At 69.5% G+C, this 15719-nt stretch carries 15 protein-coding genes and 1 pseudogene; 5 read left to right on the forward strand and 11 right to left on the reverse strand.

Features of this window, described 5'->3' with window-relative positions; genetic code table 11:
• Window positions 1-105: 105 nt before the first annotated feature.
• Genes efeB through efeU form a run of 3 tightly spaced genes read right to left on the reverse strand, consistent with a single transcriptional unit; the run spans window position 106 to window position 3577 of the window.
• A complete protein-coding gene (gene efeB, locus AC3RX1_RS13560; RefSeq protein WP_491501780.1) occupies window positions 106-1410 on the reverse strand; it encodes an iron uptake transporter deferrochelatase/peroxidase subunit in 1305 nt (434 codons plus the stop codon).
• Complete coding sequence (gene efeO, locus AC3RX1_RS13565; protein WP_491501781.1) at window positions 1407-2636, reverse strand: iron uptake system protein EfeO; 1230 nt, start codon at window positions 2634-2636, stop codon at window positions 1407-1409. Before efeO ends, efeB begins: the two co-directional genes overlap by 4 nt.
• Complete coding sequence (gene efeU, locus AC3RX1_RS13570) at window positions 2633-3577, reverse strand: iron uptake transporter permease EfeU (RefSeq protein ID WP_491501782.1); 945 nt, start codon at window positions 3575-3577, stop codon at window positions 2633-2635. Before efeU ends, efeO begins: the two co-directional genes overlap by 4 nt.
• A 220-nt stretch (window positions 3578-3797) precedes the next feature.
• Here efeU and AC3RX1_RS13575 point away from each other — a divergent pair, with 220 nt between their 5' ends.
• A complete protein-coding gene (locus tag AC3RX1_RS13575) occupies window positions 3798-4808 on the forward strand; it encodes an isopenicillin N synthase family dioxygenase (protein ID WP_491501783.1) in 1011 nt (336 codons plus the stop codon).
• Window positions 4809-5013: 205 nt separating this feature from the next.
• Here the strand turns inward: AC3RX1_RS13575 and rpsO are convergent, their stop codons facing one another.
• Window positions 5014-5283 carry a 30S ribosomal protein S15 gene (gene rpsO, locus AC3RX1_RS13580; RefSeq protein ID WP_491501784.1) on the reverse strand — a complete coding sequence of 90 codons (270 nt, stop codon included), beginning with the start codon at window positions 5281-5283 and terminating at the stop codon, window positions 5014-5016.
• A gap of 178 nt (window positions 5284-5461) precedes the next feature.
• Here rpsO and AC3RX1_RS13585 point away from each other — a divergent pair, with 178 nt between their 5' ends.
• Complete coding sequence (locus AC3RX1_RS13585) at window positions 5462-6772, forward strand: MFS transporter (RefSeq protein ID WP_491501785.1); 1311 nt, start codon at window positions 5462-5464, stop codon at window positions 6770-6772.
• Window positions 6773-6825: 53 nt separating this feature from the next.
• On the opposite strand, the gene AC3RX1_RS13590 is transcribed toward AC3RX1_RS13585, so the two are convergent.
• Together AC3RX1_RS13590 and AC3RX1_RS13595 are read right to left on the reverse strand one after the other, a co-directional pair.
• Window positions 6826-7389: a YceI family protein gene (locus AC3RX1_RS13590; RefSeq protein WP_491501786.1), complete on the reverse strand. Its 564-nt coding sequence runs from the start codon at window positions 7387-7389 to the stop codon at window positions 6826-6828.
• Window positions 7390-7525: 136 nt separating this feature from the next.
• Window positions 7526-7894, reverse strand: a complete 369-nt coding sequence (locus tag AC3RX1_RS13595; protein ID WP_491501787.1) for an FKBP-type peptidyl-prolyl cis-trans isomerase — start codon at window positions 7892-7894, stop codon at window positions 7526-7528.
• Window positions 7895-8360: 466 nt separating this feature from the next.
• Between AC3RX1_RS13595 and AC3RX1_RS13600 the strand changes: the two genes are divergently transcribed.
• The 3 genes from AC3RX1_RS13600 (at window position 8361) to AC3RX1_RS13610 (ending at window position 10435) form a co-directional block, all read left to right on the forward strand.
• Entirely contained in the window at window positions 8361-9206 is an 846-nt protein-coding gene (locus AC3RX1_RS13600; protein ID WP_491501788.1) for an endonuclease domain-containing protein, read from the forward strand.
• A 112-nt stretch (window positions 9207-9318) separates the two neighbouring features.
• Window positions 9319-9507, forward strand: coding sequence for a hypothetical protein (locus AC3RX1_RS13605; protein WP_491501789.1), 189 nt, complete (start codon window positions 9319-9321; stop codon window positions 9505-9507).
• A gap of 61 nt (window positions 9508-9568) precedes the next feature.
• Window positions 9569-10435, forward strand: a complete 867-nt coding sequence (locus AC3RX1_RS13610; protein ID WP_491501790.1) for a fumarylacetoacetate hydrolase family protein — start codon at window positions 9569-9571, stop codon at window positions 10433-10435.
• Window positions 10436-10519: 84 nt separating this feature from the next.
• Here AC3RX1_RS13610 and AC3RX1_RS13615 read toward each other — a convergent pair whose 3' ends face one another.
• From AC3RX1_RS13615 to AC3RX1_RS13635, 5 genes and pseudogenes are all read right to left on the reverse strand, one after another.
• Window positions 10520-11056, reverse strand: a complete 537-nt coding sequence (locus AC3RX1_RS13615; RefSeq protein ID WP_491501791.1) for a DUF4190 domain-containing protein — start codon at window positions 11054-11056, stop codon at window positions 10520-10522.
• 87 nt (window positions 11057-11143) lie between these two features.
• Complete coding sequence (locus AC3RX1_RS13620; protein ID WP_491501792.1) at window positions 11144-12616, reverse strand: aspartate ammonia-lyase; 1473 nt, start codon at window positions 12614-12616, stop codon at window positions 11144-11146.
• Between the two features lie 112 nt (window positions 12617-12728).
• On the reverse strand, window positions 12729-13652 hold the full coding sequence (locus tag AC3RX1_RS13625) for a phosphodiesterase (RefSeq protein ID WP_491501793.1): 924 nt from the start codon (window positions 13650-13652) through the stop codon (window positions 12729-12731).
• Window positions 13653-13677: 25 nt separating this feature from the next.
• Complete coding sequence (locus tag AC3RX1_RS13630; RefSeq protein WP_491501794.1) at window positions 13678-14010, reverse strand: peptidase; 333 nt, start codon at window positions 14008-14010, stop codon at window positions 13678-13680.
• A gap of 445 nt (window positions 14011-14455) precedes the next feature.
• Window positions 14456-15653 (reverse strand): annotated as a pseudogene (locus AC3RX1_RS13635) (inorganic phosphate transporter); the annotation flags it as partial.
• Window positions 15654-15719 lie beyond the last annotated feature (66 nt).

Raw genomic sequence — 15719 nt, forward strand, 5'->3', positions numbered from 1 at the left:
GTCTCGCTCACGATCGGATTCTCGCTTCCCGGATGCCGCAGCATCCGTTTGTATGCATCTGAATGTATCTGATGCAACGTCCGTCTCGTGGGATTATTCCCCGGATCAGGAGGCGCCGAACAGGCCCGCGCCGACGAAGGAGCCCTGCTGCGCCCCGGGCGGGATCGCGAAGATCGCCGAGCCGACGTGCACGAGGTACTCGGCGAGCAGGTCCTTCGCGACCGCGCGCTGCACCCTGATGAACCGCTCGGGAGCGCGCTGGTAGGAGAGGAAGAACAGCCCGGCCGACAGATCGCCGGTCAGGTCGTTCCCGTTCACGAAGTTATAGCCGCGGCGCAGCAGCCGCACGCCGCCGTTGAGGTCGGGATGTGCGAGCCGCGCGTGCGCCTTCGGATCGATCGCGGGCCTGCCCGACGCATCCTTCTTGTGGAAGTCCAGCGCGGTGAACTCGGTGCCGCCCGAAAGCGGGGCTCCCTCGCCCTTGTCGCGCCCGATGATCTGCTCCTGCTCGACGAGGCGCACCCGATCCCACGTCTCGATGCGCTGCCGGATGTTGCGCACCGCGAGGTAGGAGCCGCCGGCCAGCCAGCCGGGTCCGTCGTCCGGCGAGACCCAGACGTGCTCGTCGAGCGCCTTCGCGTCCTCGGCGAGGACGTTGGCGGTGCCGTCCTTGAACCCGAACAGGTTGCGGGGCGTCGACTGGTCGGCGGTCGTCTTCGAGGTGCGGCCGAAGCCGAGCTGCGACCAGCGGATGCGCGCACGACCGAACGCGATGCGGCTGAGGTTGCGCACCGCGTGGAACGCGACCTGGGGGTCGTCGGCGCACGCCTGGATGCACAGGTCTCCCCCGCACAGCTGGGCGTCGAGCTGCTCGCCGACGAACGGCGGCAGATCCTGCAGCTCGGCGGGCCGGTGTGCGGCGAGGCCGAACCGGTCGTCGAACAGGCCCGGTCCGAACCCGATCGTGATCGTGAGGGCCGCCGCCGCGAGCCCGAGCGCCTCGCCGGTGTCATCGGGCGGCGCCTGCGGCGAACCGTGCACGGCGCCCGTCGCACTGACATCGAGCCCCTGCGTGAGGCGGGACGACGCGTACGACCAGTCCTTCAGGAGCGAGACCAGATCGTCACGCGTGGCGCCGTCGGCCATGTCGAACGCGGCGAAGTGCAGGTGCTCCTGCACTTGAGTCGAGATGCCCGACTGGTGCGCGCCGTAGAACGGATGCACGGTGCCGCCGCTCCCACCCGGCCCCGACGCGGTGGCGGCGGTGGCACCGATCGCCGCGCCGCCCAGTCCGCCGACGATGAGCCCGCCGGCCCCGGCGCCGAACAGGCCGAGCAGCCCGCGCCGGCTGAGACCGGTGACGGGAGCGTCGACCGGCGGCTCGGCGGTGACCGTGGGCTCTTCGCTCATGACAGGACTGTCGCGGTGAGCTGCGAGAGCGGCTCGGCGAGGGAGTTGATGAGGTTCGTGAGGTCGCTGCGATCCTGATCCGTGATCTTCGCGTACGGCACGTAGCCCTTGTCGGCGTCACCGTACGTCGCGAGCTTCGCCTGGAGCGCGGAGTAGCCCTTGTCGATCCGCGCGACGAGCGCCGCGCCCTTCTCGCCCTTGCTCTCCGCGAGGTCGCGCACGAGGGAGAACGCCATCTTCGAACCCTCGACGTTGGCGGCGAAGTCCCAGAGGTCGGTGCCCGACCACCAGTCCTCCTCGCCGGTGATCTTGCCCTTGGCGACCTCGTCGAGCAGCCCGATCGCGCCGTTCGAGAGCGCTGCCACGCCCTGCTCCTCGAGGTTCGCGACGAACTCGGTGCCGTGCACGTAGTCGTACAGCGCCTGCACATCGGTCAGGAGCCGGTCGCCGATCGTCTTTCGCTGCGCGGCCGTCGACGGAGCCCAGTCCTTCCACGCCGGGGTCGCATCGTCGGCGTTGAGGGCGTCCTTCGCGGGCACCCACAGATCCTTCTCGATGCGATGGAACCCGGTCCAGTCGAGCCCCTCCGCCTTCGCGTCGACCTCGCGGTAGTCGATCTTCGGATCGAGGTCGCCGAGCGACTCGGCGATGGGCTCGATGCGCTCGTAGAACGAGCGCACCCGAGGGAACTGCTCCTTGGCCGCCGCGTCGTCCCCCGCCTCGTAGGCGGCGACGAACGTCTTCACGGCGGGCACCAGCCGGCCGGTCTGGTCCTTCACGAAGGCCGCGTACAGATCGACGGCCTTGGTCTTCTGCGCGGCGTCGTCGCCGGATGCGGCGACCTTCTCGCCGCTGACCGTGAAGGCTGCGCGGCCGACGCCGTCGCCCACCATCCCGGGCTTGCAGACCGTGTAGTAGTCGCCGGGCTGGGCGACGACCGTGAGCGTGCGATCCGCGCCGGGGGCGATGTTCTCCACCTCGCCCACGATGCGCAGCCCGTCGTTCGCGAGCAGGTAGAACTCGGTGACCTGGGTGCCCGCGTTCGTGATGTCGAAGCTGACGGTTCCGCTGCTCGCCGATGCCGCCGAGACAGTGCAGTCGGTGTCGGTCGAGGTGACGGTCAGCGCGTCACCCGCGGCGACGTCGCTCTTCGCGACGCATCCGGTCAGGGCGAGGGCGGTGACGCCGACGGCGGCCGAGAGCGCGAGGGCGCGGCGGGAGGTCATCGGGCTCCTTGAGTGGGGTGCGGGTGCGCGGGAACGAGAGTGGGCGGGGTGACGGAGGCAGGCGCGGCCGCGCGGCGCGGGACGCGGATGCCACGCAGGAAGAAGGTGCCGACGACCGCGATGTAGAGCGCCCACGCGATCACCTGCAGCCAGCTCATCCGTGGCATGAATCCGACGAGCGCCTGCAGGATCGTGGCGAGCGCGCCGCCGGGGGCGATGACGCTGGAGACATCGAATGCCCAGCCGAACGGGAATCCGGCGAACCCGACGGCGACCGTGCCGCCGGCGACGGGCGCGAGCGCGGTGAACGGACCGGGGACGACGCCCGCCTCCTGGAGGTCGTGGATCGCGTAGGCGAGGACGCCGGCCGCCACGATCACGAGGAAGCCCCCCGTCCACGCGAAGAAGAGGCGGAGGTTGAGGCGGACCATGCCCTTCGCGAGCAGCCAGCCGACGACGGCGGCGACGGCGAAGCCGAGCAGGGCGCCGAGGAGCACCGTGGGCGTCTTGCCGAACGACTGCGACATGGACCACAGCAGCAGCGCCGATTCCACGCCCTCCCGCGCCACCGACACGAACCCGACGAGGATGAGGGCCCAGATCGTGCCCGCCTCGATCGCGCGGTCGAGCTGTCCCTCGAGCGCCTTCTTCATGTGGCGCGAGGTCTTCTGCATCCAGAAGATCATCCAGGTCACCATGCCGACCGCGGCGAGCGACAGCGTGCCGCCGAGGATCTCCTGGCCCTGCGACGTCATCGCGTACTCCCCGAACGTGAGCACGGCGCCGACGCCGACCGCGAGGGCGATCGCGAGGCCCACGCCGATCCACAGTCGCGGGAGCACGTCGCGGCGTCCGATGCGGGCGAGGTAGGCGGCGAGGATGCCGACGACGAGCGCCGCTTCGAGGCCCTCGCGCAGGCCGATGAGGAAGGTTGCGAGCACGGGCGTCCGATCTCGATCCGTCAGATGAGCGGTCCGCTCTGCGCCGTGGCGTCGAACACCCGAGCAGTCAGGTTAGGCGAACCTCAGTAAGTGCCACCTTACCGCGTCGGCGGTCAGCGGCCCAACCCGAGGGTGCCGTGAAGATCGACACCCGCCGAAATCCACGGCAATGCGCCGCAACATTCGGGCGTCGGCCGACGCATCCGTCTACCGTCGTGCCATGACCGAGACCACCCTGCCGATTCTCGACCTGTCACTGCTCGATGAGGGCCCTCAGGCGGCGGCCCGCTTCCGCGACGAGCTGCGTGGGGCGACGCACGACGTGGGCTTCTTCTACCTCAAGGGCACCGGCGTCTCCCCCGAGCTGGAGGAGCGCCTGCTGCGCACGGCGCGCGCCCTGTTCGCGCTGCCGGAGGAGGACAAACGCGCGATCGAGAACGTGAACAGCCCGCACTTCCGCGGATACACGCGCGTGGGCGGCGAGCGCACGCAGGGTGAGGTCGACTGGCGCGAGCAGATCGACATCGGGCCCGAGCGCGACGCGGTCCAATGGGAGGGAGCCCCCGCGTACGCGCGGCTGATCGGCCCGAACCTGTGGCCGGCGGCGCTTCCCGAGCTGCGCACGGTGGTCGGCGAGTGGGAGGACCACCTGCGCGGGGTCTCGCGGCGACTGCTGCGCGCCTGGGCGCTCGCGCTCGGCGCCGACGAGTCGTACTTCGACGCGCACTTCGGGGAGCCCTCGACCCTCACGAAGATCGTGCGCTACCCGGGCAAGGCCGACCCGTGGGCGCAAGGCGTCGGCGCCCATAAGGACTCAGGGGTGCTCACGCTGCTTTGGGTCGAGCCCGGCAAGGGCGGACTTCAGGTCGAGCGCGACGGCAGATGGGTCGACGCCCCGCCGGCGCCCGGCGCGTTCGTCGTGAACATCGGCGAGCAGCTGGAACACGCGACGCAGGGCTACCTCAAGGCGACGAACCACCGCGTCGTCTCACCGCGGCTGCCCGACGACCGCATCTCGGTGCCGTTCTTCTTCAACCCGCAGCTCGACCGGCGCCTGCCGCTCATCGAGCTGCCACCGGAGCTCGCCGCGGAGGCGACGGGCGTGACGCAGGACCCGGCGAACCCCATCCACGCCCTGTACGGCGAGAACGCGCTGAAGTCGCGGCTGCGCGCGCATCCGGATGTCGCAGCCCGCTGGCACGCCGATCTCGTGGCCGCGGCAAGTCCGTGAGCGCCTTGACGACAGCTCTTGAGGTCCCTGAGCGAGCGAAGCGAGTCGAAGGGCCGCCCCGCCGCGCGCCGGCCCCTCGAGTCGTCGCTGCGCTCCTCGCTCGGGGACCTGGCAGCTCCGGCCGCCCGAACGACGAAGGCCGCCCCGACACCACGGGGCGGCCTTCCAAGAATGTTTTGAGCGATTGAACGCTGGTTCGCGTGCCTTAGCGGCGGAGTCCGAGACGCTCGATCAGCGACCGGTAACGGTTGATGTCGATGTCCTGGAGGTAGCCGAGCAGACGGCGGCGCTGACCGACGAGCAGGAAGAGGCCACGACGAGAGTGGTGGTCGTGCTTGTGCTCCTTCAGGTGCTCGGTCAGGTCCTTGATGCGCTGCGTCAGCATCGCGACCTGCACCTCGGGGGATCCGGTGTCACCGGGGTGCGTCGCGTACTCTTCGATGATCGCCTTCTTGACCTCTGCATCCAGTGCCATAGGTGATCCCCTTTCTCGTCGTTGCGCGGCGCCCGACGCCTTCTGCGCGAGCTCTCTTCATCCGCGGCCGATCTAACGGCAACCGGACGAGTCTACCAGCCCTGCGGTGCGCTCAGCTGCACGTCCACTGCGGCTAGCCTGTCCTGGTGCAGGACACGGTGCGGGCGGATGCGAACCTATGATGGCGAGACTGAACCGTGACCATTTCGTCGACCTCCGCCCGCTGACCAGTTCCCCCGCCTTCGCCCGCATGTGGGCAGGCTCCACCCTCTCGGGCCTCGGCGGGCAGTTGACCCTCGTCGCCGTGATGCTGCAGATGTACGCCCTCACCGGCGACACGTTCGCGGTGTCGATGATCGCCGTCGCCGGCCTCGTGCCGATGATCCTCGCGGGCCTCTACGGCGGGATGCTCGCCGACGCGTTCGACCGCCGGATCGTGGCGCTGGCCGCCGCATCCGTCACCTTCGCCTCCACGCTGCTGCTCGCCGTGCTCACCTGGGGCGGCTGGGAAACCCAGTGGTGGCTGTACGCGCTCAGCATCGTCAACTCCGCGGCCAACTCGATCGTGATGGCGGCGCGGTCGGCGATCGTGCCGCGACTCATCCCCGTCACACTGCTGCCGGCGGCGTCGGCGTTGAACGGCATCGGCTTCGGCCTCATGGTGATGGTGGGGCCCGCGCTCGCGGGCGTGCTCGTGGCCACCATGGGATACGCGTGGACCTACACGATCGACGTCATCCTCATGACGTCGCTGTTCCTCGGGCTGTGGACGCTGCCGGCGATCCGGCCCGAGGGCGTCGTGGTCCGCCCGGGACTCGAGTCGCTCAAGGACGGGTGGCGCTTCCTCAGGCGCGCGTCGAACATCCGCGTGCAGTACCTCATGGACATCACCGCGATGACGTTCGGCCAGCCGCTGACGCTCTTCCCCGCGATCGGCGCCGTGCTGCTGGGCGGCGGAGCGATCACGACGGGCGTGCTCACGGCAGCGGTCGCCGCGGGCACGCTCCTGTCGAGCCTCTTCTCCGGCCCGATCGGGCGGGTGCGCCATCATGGTCTCGGCATCGAGCGCGCGGTGATCGCCTACGGCGCCGCGATCGCCGCGTTCGGGGTCGTCCTCGTCGCCGCGACGGCGGGCTGGTTCGCCCCCGCGCACGTCGGGAAGGACTCGGCGAACGTCGTGCTCATCGGCGCCGCCGCGGTCCTGCTGGCGTGCTCGGGAGCCGCCGACAACATCAGCTCGATCTACCGCAACACGATGATGCAGTCGGCCGTGCCCGACGCGATGCGCGGCCGGCTGCAGGGCATCTTCATCGTCGTGGTCGCGGGCGGGCCCCGGGTCGGCGCCCTCTACGCCGGCACTCTCGCGACGTTCACCGCACTCTGGTTCCCACCGCTGCTGGGCGGCTTCATCGTGATCGGCATCGTGGCGATGCTGGGACGCCTCCATCCGCGGTTCCGCGCGTACGACGCGCTTCATCCCGAGCCGTGAGACGACGGAGGACGGATGCGCGTGGCATCCGTCCTCCGCTGTCTCGCTGCGGGTCAGGCCTGGAAGGCGCCCTGCAGGTCGAGTTCGATCGTGACGTCCTTGCCGACGAGGACGCCGCCGGTCTCGAGCGCGGCGTTCCACGTGAGGCCGAAGTCCTCGCGGTCGATGACGGTCTTCGCCGTCGCGCCCGCCTTGTAGTTGCCGTAGGGGTCGGTGCCGAAGCCGCCGAAGTCGAGCTCGAACGTCGCCGGCTTGGTGACGCCGCGGATCGTGAGGTCGCCGTCGACGAGGAAGTCGCCCTTCTCGATGCGCACGCCGGTCGAGTGGAACTCCATCGTCGGGAAGTTCTCGACATCGAAGAAGTCTGCCGAGCGCAGGTGGGCGTCGCGACCCGCGTCGTTCGTGTCGATGCTGGTGACGTCGACGGTCGCCTCGACCCGGGCCTCGAGGGGGTTCTCGGGCGCGACGATCGTGGCGCTCTTCACCCCGAACGTCCCGCGCACCTTCGAGATCATCATGTGGCGCACGCTGAAGCGCACATCGCTGTGGGCCGGGTCGAGCGTCCAGGTCCCGGCGCGGTAGCCGGCGATCTCGGGAGCCGTGGTGGTGTCGGTCATACTGATCCTTCCGTCGTGGATGCCTGTGCGGCATGTTCCCAGGGGACAACGGACGTTCGCCGGGGTCTATTCCAATGAATGCAAAAAAGAACGGATGCCTCGGCCGAGGCATCCGTTCTGGGTCGTGCGCGGGCGGTCAGCCCACAGCGAGAAGGTCGATCACGAAGATCAGCGTCTTGCCGCCGAGGAAGTGGCCACCGGCGGGGCCGTAAGCCAGGTGAGGCGGGATGACGAGCTCGCGGCGACCGCCGACCTTCATGCCCGGGATGCCGTCCTGCCAGCCCTGGATGAGGCCGCGCAGCGGGAACTGGATGGACTCGCCGCGATTCCACGAGGAGTCGAACTCCTCTCCCGATTCGTATTCGACGCCGGCGTAGTGCACCGTGACGGTGTCGCCCGGCTTCGCCTCGGCGCCGTCGCCCACGATGATGTCGCGGATGACGAGGTCCGACGGGGCCGGCTCGGTGGGTGCGTCGATCTCGGGCTTCGTGCGGTTGTCAGTCATGACAACCATCCAACCCGACGCGGGCGGGGCGGTCAACGCGACCTCTTGACGAGGAATGCGCCTCGTGTCACCCTGGGTACAGGTCAACTCAGCGCTCGGTAGACACGCAGGCATCGCCGCGGCACCGAGCGCTGAGTCTTTGTGTGGGCGGTTGCCGCAGCACCGACAACCCGCAGCGCCCCGTCGCTGTTGGCGCATTCGTCTGTTCCGGTGACGAATTCAGGCGATGAGACCGATTCAGGCGATTTCAGGCGAGAGCCGCCTGAGCCGGTGTCTCTGCCTGAATTCGTCGCGCGCGGCGGTGGCGATGAGTGCACCGGGCCCGGCGGCGATGAGTGCACCGGGCCCGGCGGCGCGGAGTCCACTGGGCGCGGCGGCGCCTCCCCACCTCGGGCGGCGGCGGCATCCATCCACAGATTCGGGTGCCGGGCCGCTGCGCGGGTCATCGCGGGCGGATGCTGAACCCATGGCACGAGGTGTACTGCTGACCGAATGGGTGACACGTCGCCACGGGATCGCCCACAGCGCGGATGCACGCGCAGCCGGCTTCTCCAGCCGCGACATGAGCGAGGCCGTGGCCGCCGGCGCCCTGCGGCGCATTCGACGATCATGGCTCGTCGGACGCTCGTGCGATCAACGACGTGCCGCAGCGGCATCCGTCAGCGGCCGCGTCAGCTGCGTCACCGTGGCGGACCTGCGCGGCATCTGGGTGCCGAAGCACGACGGAACGCACATCGCCGTCGCGCACGGCGCCTCCCGTTTCGACTCCGAAGGGCTCGTCGTGCATTGGGCACAGGGACCGGTTCCGACCGCCCGCAACGCCGTCGAGGACCCGCCGCTGAACGCGCTGTTCCAGGTCGCACGGTGCCTGCCGCGGCGGGACGCGCTCGTCGTCTGGGAATCGGCTATCCGCGCGGGACTGGTCTCGCGTGAGCGGCTGCAGCGAGTGGACTGGCGCAGCACCAGAGCTGCGGAACTCGCCGCCGTCGCCTCATCGCTGTCCGATTCGGGACTCGAGACGACCTTCCTTGACGGGCTGAGACCCTTCGGGCTGCGCATCCGCCAGCAGGTCCGCCTCGAAGGTCATCCCGTCGACCTCCTCGTCGGCGACCGACTCGTCGTCCAGATCGACGGGTTCGCATTCCACAGCAGTGCGGGCGACAGGCGACGTGACATCGCGCACGACGCGGCGCTCGTGCTGCACGGATACACCGTGCTGCGTTTCGACTACTTCCAGATCCTCTTCGACTGGGACGCCGTCCTGGCGACCGTCCTCGACGCCGTTGCCCAGGGACTGCACCGGGCACGGTGAGTCATGGATTCCGGAGAAGCGACGGATTCAGGCGGATATGCAACCGTCCCGCCTGAACCGGTGTCTCTGCCTGAATCCGTCACGGGCGGCCGGGATGCGGGGGGGGGATGACATGAGCACGCATCACGTCGTCACGCTCACGTGCGACAAGGCCGGGTGCCGCGAACGGTACATCGGCGGCAGGGGGAAGGCTCTGTCCGCCGTCCGCGCCGAGGCGGGGAAGCTCGCCGGGTGGCGCAGCGACCGTGCGCCGTCCGGCACGCCGCCATCGCCCCGCGACCTCTGCCGGTGGCACTCATGACGGACCCGCGCGCCCCGCCACCGCGGAATCGCGGCTCAGGGTCAGACGGTAGCCTGGAAGGATGCGCTTCGCCCACGTCATCACTCCCGACCGCACCGAACCGACGCTGGCGGTCGTGCAGGACGGACAGGCGCACCCGGTCCCCGAGCTGCTGTCCGGAGGGCCTGCCACACTCGAGGCGCTCATCGCCGGCGGCGACGAGCTGCTCGCCGAGGTGCGTGCCGCAGCGGCGGACGCCGCCGCCGGTCACGCGCTCGAGTCCGTGACGTACGCCTCCGCCGTGCTCGCTCCCCCGGTCGTGCTCGCCGTCGGCCTGAACTACGCCGCGCACGCGAGCGAACTCGCACTCAAGGCCGACACCGCTCCGACCGTGTTCACCCTCTGGCCGAATTCGCTGAGCGCCCACGAGGCGACCACCTCGTGGCCCCGCACCCTGAGCGAGTCGATCGACTACGAGGCCGAGCTCGGGGTGATCATCGGCGCGCCCGCGAAGAACGTCACCGCCGACGAGGCTCTCGACCACGTGTGGGGCTACACCGTCGTGAACGACATCACCGCGCGCGACATCCAGTTCTCCGAGGCACAGTGGTCGCGCTGCAAGTCGTTCGACGGGTTCACTCCCACGGGACCGTTCGTGGTCACCGCCGACGAGATCCCCGACCCGCAGGATCTCCACATCTGGACGGTCGTCGACGGTCACACCGTGCAGGACGCGAGCACCGGGCAGATGATCCGTTCGGTGGCGACCCTCGTCGCCCACCTCTCCAGCTCGGTGACGCTGCTGCCCGGCACGCTCATCTCGACCGGCTCGCCCGGAGGAGCCGGTTACTCCCGCGACCCGCAGATCTTCCTGCGCGACCGGTCGACGGTCACGGTCGCCGTGGACGGCATCGGCGAGCTCACGACGCACTGCCGGATCCTCGACTGAGGAACGCTGCCGAGTCCCCGGCTGAGGAGCAGAAGGGCGGCGGCACCGTGAGGTGCGCGCCGCCCGGGCTGATCCGCCGACGGATCAGCGATACGAGTCGTACAGCTGCGCGCACTGGAACGGGATGCCCCATACGCTGGTGACCCCCGTCGGGTCGGCCTGACACGCTGTCGCTGCGCCATAGAGAGCGCTGAAGAACGCGATCAGCAGGATGATGCCGATGATCGAGAGCACGACGAGCACGGCGCCGATGATGATGGCCGCGAGTGCGTAGCCGTTCTTGTGCCCGGCCTTCTTGCTCTGCACGAGCGCCACGATGCCGAGGATCAGGCCGACGAGTGCGGTGATCCCGGTGATCAAACCCGCGAGCGACAGGATGAACGCGACGATGCCCATCATGCGACCGGGGATGGCCGGCGCCGGGGCTTGGCCATACGCGGGCGCCTGACCGTACGCGGGCGCCTGACCGTACGCGGGCGCCTGACCGTAGGCCGGCGCCTGGCCGTACGCCGGCGCCTGCTCGGGCGCCGGAGGCTCCGGAGAGGGGTTGCCGGTGGGAGCTGCCGGAGGCTCGGATGACGCCGGCGGCCGCGGGTTCTCGGAGTCGGGGACGTTTGTCATGGGAATACCTCCGTGTGGCGGTGCGATTCCCTCCACGCTAGCGGGCAGTGCCCGCGCCCGACACCCCGGGCGGCGCCGTGTCGCGGCTCAGACCGGTTCGTCGGCCACGACGTTTTCGGCCGCCTGCACCACCGGGATCGCCGTCGTGACCGTCTCCAGGCCCGACAGGCGTGCCGGCGAGATCTGCTTCATGACCTCGTCGCGGGTCATGAGTCCCGCCTCGACCACCAGGTCGGCGATGTTGCGGTGCGTGAGAAGCGCCGTCTTCGCCAGGGCCGCGGATGCCGCGTAGCCGATGAACGGCGTCAGCGCCGTGACGACGCCGACCGACGAGCCCACCATCGCGCCGAGCCGCTCGCGGTTCGCCGTGATGCCGTCGACGCAGTTCACCCGCAGCGTCCACATCGCCTGACGCATCCAGGTGATCGACTGGAAGATCGAGTGCGCGATGACCGGCTCGAACGCGTTCAACTGCAGCTGGCCGCCCTCGACCGCCATCGTCACGGTGAGATCGGCGCCGGCGACCGAGAACGCCACCTGGTTCACGACCTCGGGGATCACCGGGTTCACCTTGCCCGGCATGATCGACGAACCCGCCTGCATGGCCGGGAGGTTGATCTCACCGAAGCCCGCCTGCGGACCGCTGGACAGCAGGCGCAGGTCGTTGCAGATCTTCGACAGCTTGATCGCACTGCGCTTGAGCGAGGAGGAGAACGACATGAACGACCCGGTGTCACTCGTCGCCTCGACGAGGTCGGTCGCCGTCGCGAGGTCGAGCCCGGTGATCTCGCGCAGGTGGCGCAGCACGGCCGGGGCGTAGTCGGGATGCGTCGTGATGCCCGTGCCGATGGCCGTGGCGCCCATGTTGATCTCGTAGAGCAGGTAGGCGTTCTCGTTGAGGCGCTGCAGGTCGTACCCGAGCGTCGTGGCGAACCCGTGGAACTCCTGACCGAGCGTCATCGGCACGGCATCCTGCAGCTGGGTGCGGCCCACCTTGAGCACATCGTGGAACTCACGCGCCTTCTCGAGGAACGACCTGCGGAGCAGATCCAGCTCGTCGAGCATGCTCTGCAGCGTGAGCGCGAGGCCGATCTTGACCGCGGTCGGGTACACGTCGTTCGTCGACTGGCTGCGGTTCGTGGCGTCGAGCGGGCTGAGGAACGCGTAGTCGCCCTTCTCGCGCCCGGCGAGTTCGAGCGCGATGTTGGTGATGACCTCGTTCGCGTTCATGTTCGTCGAGGTGCCCGCGCCGCCCTGGATGACGCCGACGACGAACTGGTCGTGGTACTTGCCGTCGATCACGAGCTGGGACGCGCGATCGATGAGGTCGGCCTTGTCGGCCGACAGGGCGCCGATCTCACGGTTGGCACGAGCCGACGCCTGCTTGACCATCGCGAGGGCGCGCACGAAGTCGCTGTACACCGAGATGGGACGCTTGGCGATCGGGAAGTTGTCGAGGGCTCTCGCCGTGTGGATCCCCCAGTAGGAATCGGCGGGGATCTCCATCGATCCGAGCGAGTCGGTTTCGATGCGGGTGCGCGTCGTTGCGTCCAGTGCCATGGATGAGTCCTTGTGGGTCACAGCGGATCGGGATGCCTCGAGCCTAACGCGTCTCGCTGAGCACTCCGGGTGTACGCCACGTCCATGGCACCCGGTGGTTCTGTACATCGTGTCACGGGGTGGGGCGCGCGGGCTTGCGCGAGAACGCCTCCAGCCGCTCCTCGGGGCTCAGCGCCGCCATGCGTCGCACCCACTCCTCGTCGAACACGTCGGAGGTCGACGCATCCACCACCGGCACGACCGCATGAGTGATCGTGTCGTCGAACACGTGCACGAGGTGGAACGACTGGCCGGCGTCCATCCCGTTCACCTCCGCGGCCGGACGGGCGAGGTTCATCGTGTAGCAGGTGGCCGCCGCGACGCTGACGGGCACGCCCGCGAACATGCCGAACTGGGAATGGTGCAGGTGGCCCGCCAGGATGCCGCGCACATCGGTTCCCTCGATCACGGCGGCCAACGCATCCTGATGCCGCAGTTCGAGGATGTCGAAGAACGGGATGTGGCTCGGCAGCGGCGGGTGATGCAGCGCGAGCACCGTGCCGAGGGGCGCGGGCTCGGCGAGCACGTCGCGCAGCCACGCCAGCTGCCTCTCATCGAGGTCGCCGTGGTGCCAGCCCGGCACCGACGTGTCGAGCGCCACGAGCCGCAGCCCGTCGAGGTCCCAGACGCCGGTGACGGGCTCCTCGGTGGGCTCGGCGGAGAGCAGGGCCCGATGCAGCGCCGGGCGCTCGTCGTGGTTGCCGGCGACCCACACGAGCTGTGCGCCGAGCCGGGCGGCGACGGGTTTGACGGCCGCCTTCAACGCGGCGTACGCCTCGGGCTCGCCGAGGTCGGTGAGGTCGCCGGTGAACACGATCGCGTCGGGCGAGACGCCCAGACCCTCGATCGCCTCCAGGGTGGCCCGCAGGTTCCCCGCCGTGTCGAAGCGGCCGCCGAGACGGGCGTCGCCGCCGAGGAGGTGCGTGTCGCTGACATGGACGATGACGCGGCGAGCGGGTTCGTGCGCGCCGAACCGCACGGGGGAATCGGTGCTCATTCCGCCAGCCTAGGGGCGGGGTCGGTCAGTGGAGGACGATCAGCAGGATGCCGCCGAGCACCGCGATCCCGCACAGCGTGAACGACGTGTACGCACCGATCTGCGCGACACGCTTCTGCGCCGGGGTGAGCGGGTTCTTGCGCGCCGCCTTCGCGGCGGCCTTCTCGGCCCGCGCGTGCTGCTTGGCGCTGATGACCGTGATCGCGTCGGTGAACTCCGCCGGTGCCACCACCGGCACCCGCCCGGCCCGCACCAGCAGACGCAGTCCGAGGGCGTAGAACCCGACGACGAGGACTGCACCCACGAGGGCGGTGGCGAAGACCGCGAGGAAGGCGAGCCAGTCGATCTGGATGGTCACTTCGCGTCCTTTCCGGCAGCAGCCTTCTTCCCGGGCGATGCCGGCACCTTCTTCGTCCTGCCGTCAGGGCTCTTCACGGACTGCGTCGCGGCGTCGGGCTTCTTCGCGGGGTCGTTCTTCTTCGGGGGCTCCGGCTTCTTCACGGACTTCTTCGCGGCGTCCGGCTTCGCCGGCTTCTTGCCGACGACGGGCTTCTTCGCGACATCCTGCTTCTTCGCCGGCTTCGTCGCGTCTGCCCGCTTCTTGGCGGCTGCCCGCTTCTTGGCGGCTGCCCGCTTCTTGGCGTCGGCGTTCCTCTCGTCGTTCGAGGACTTCTTCGCCTCGGCCCTCGCCTTCGCCCTCTTCTCGGCGCGCACGCGGCCTTCCTCATCCGTGCGACGGCGCTCCCGCTCGCGCTCCTCGGCCCGGCGGCGGGCCTTCTCCTCCGCCTTCCGCCGCTCCTGCTCGCGCATGATCGCCCGCTGACGGCGCGTGGGCGGCGGGTTCTTCTTGACCTTCACGGCGCGTGCGGACTCGGCGACGTCGCTCATGGCGTTCGACGAGGTGACCTGGCTGCGACGGGAGCGCGCGAAGATCGCGACGATGATCGCGAGGGCGAGGACCGCGTCGACGAGGATGCCCCAGGTGCCGAGCCAGCGGACGATGAGAGCCGCGATGGCGCCGACGATGCCCGCTGCCGGCAGCGTCAGGAGCCATCCGATCGCGATGCGACCGGCCGTGCCCCAGCGCACCTTCGAGCCGCGGCGGCCGAGGCCGGAGCCGATCACCGAGCCCGACGCGACCTGGGTCGTCGAGAGGGCGAAGCCGAGGGCGGAGGACGCGAGGATCGTGGCGGCGGTGGAGGTCTCGGCGGAGAAGCCCTGCGCCGGCTTGACGTCGGTGAGGCCCTTGCCGAGCGTGCGGATGATGCGCCAGCCGCCCATGTAGGTGCCGAGCGCGATCGTCGAGGCACACGCGACGATGACCCAGATGTGCGGATCGGCCTGATCCGCGCTCTGCCAGCCGGCCATGATGAGCGCGAGCGTGATGATGCCCATCGTCTTCTGCGCGTCGTTCGTGCCGTGCGCGAGCGCGACCATCGACGACGTGAAGATCTGGCCCCAGCGGAAGCCGTCGCGCCCGTCGGGCTTGTTGTCGTAGCGCCGCGTGAGCACGTACGCGAGCTTGGTGACCAGGAACGCGATGACCCCGGCCGTCAGCGGCGACAGCACGGCCGGCAGGATCACCTTGCTCAGCACGACGCCGAAGTCGACGCCGGCGACGCCGAATCCGACGAGGGTCGCGCCGATCAGCCCGCCGAACAGTGCGTGCGACGAGCTGGAGGGAAGGCCGAGCAGCCAGGTCAGCATGTTCCACGCGACGGCGCCGATGAGCCCGGCGAAGATCAGCGGCAGGAACGTGAGCGGATCGGCGATCTGGTCTTCGCGGATGATGCCGTGCGAGACGGTCTTCGACACCTCGGTCGAGAGGAACGCTCCGACGAGGTTGAGACCGGCCGCGAGCCCGACGGCCACCTTCGGCTTGAGGGCACCCGTCGCGATGGGCGTCGCCATCGCGTTGGCGGTGTCATGGAATCCGTTGGTGAAGTCGAAGAAGAGGGCCAGTGCGATGACCAGCACGACGATGAGAGCTGCGGTTTCCACCGTTCGCTTTCCGAATGAGAGAGGTCAAGGAGTGCCGACGGGATCGGCGGTGCGAACGAAGAGTTC

The organism is Microbacterium altimontanum (assembly GCF_058349865.2).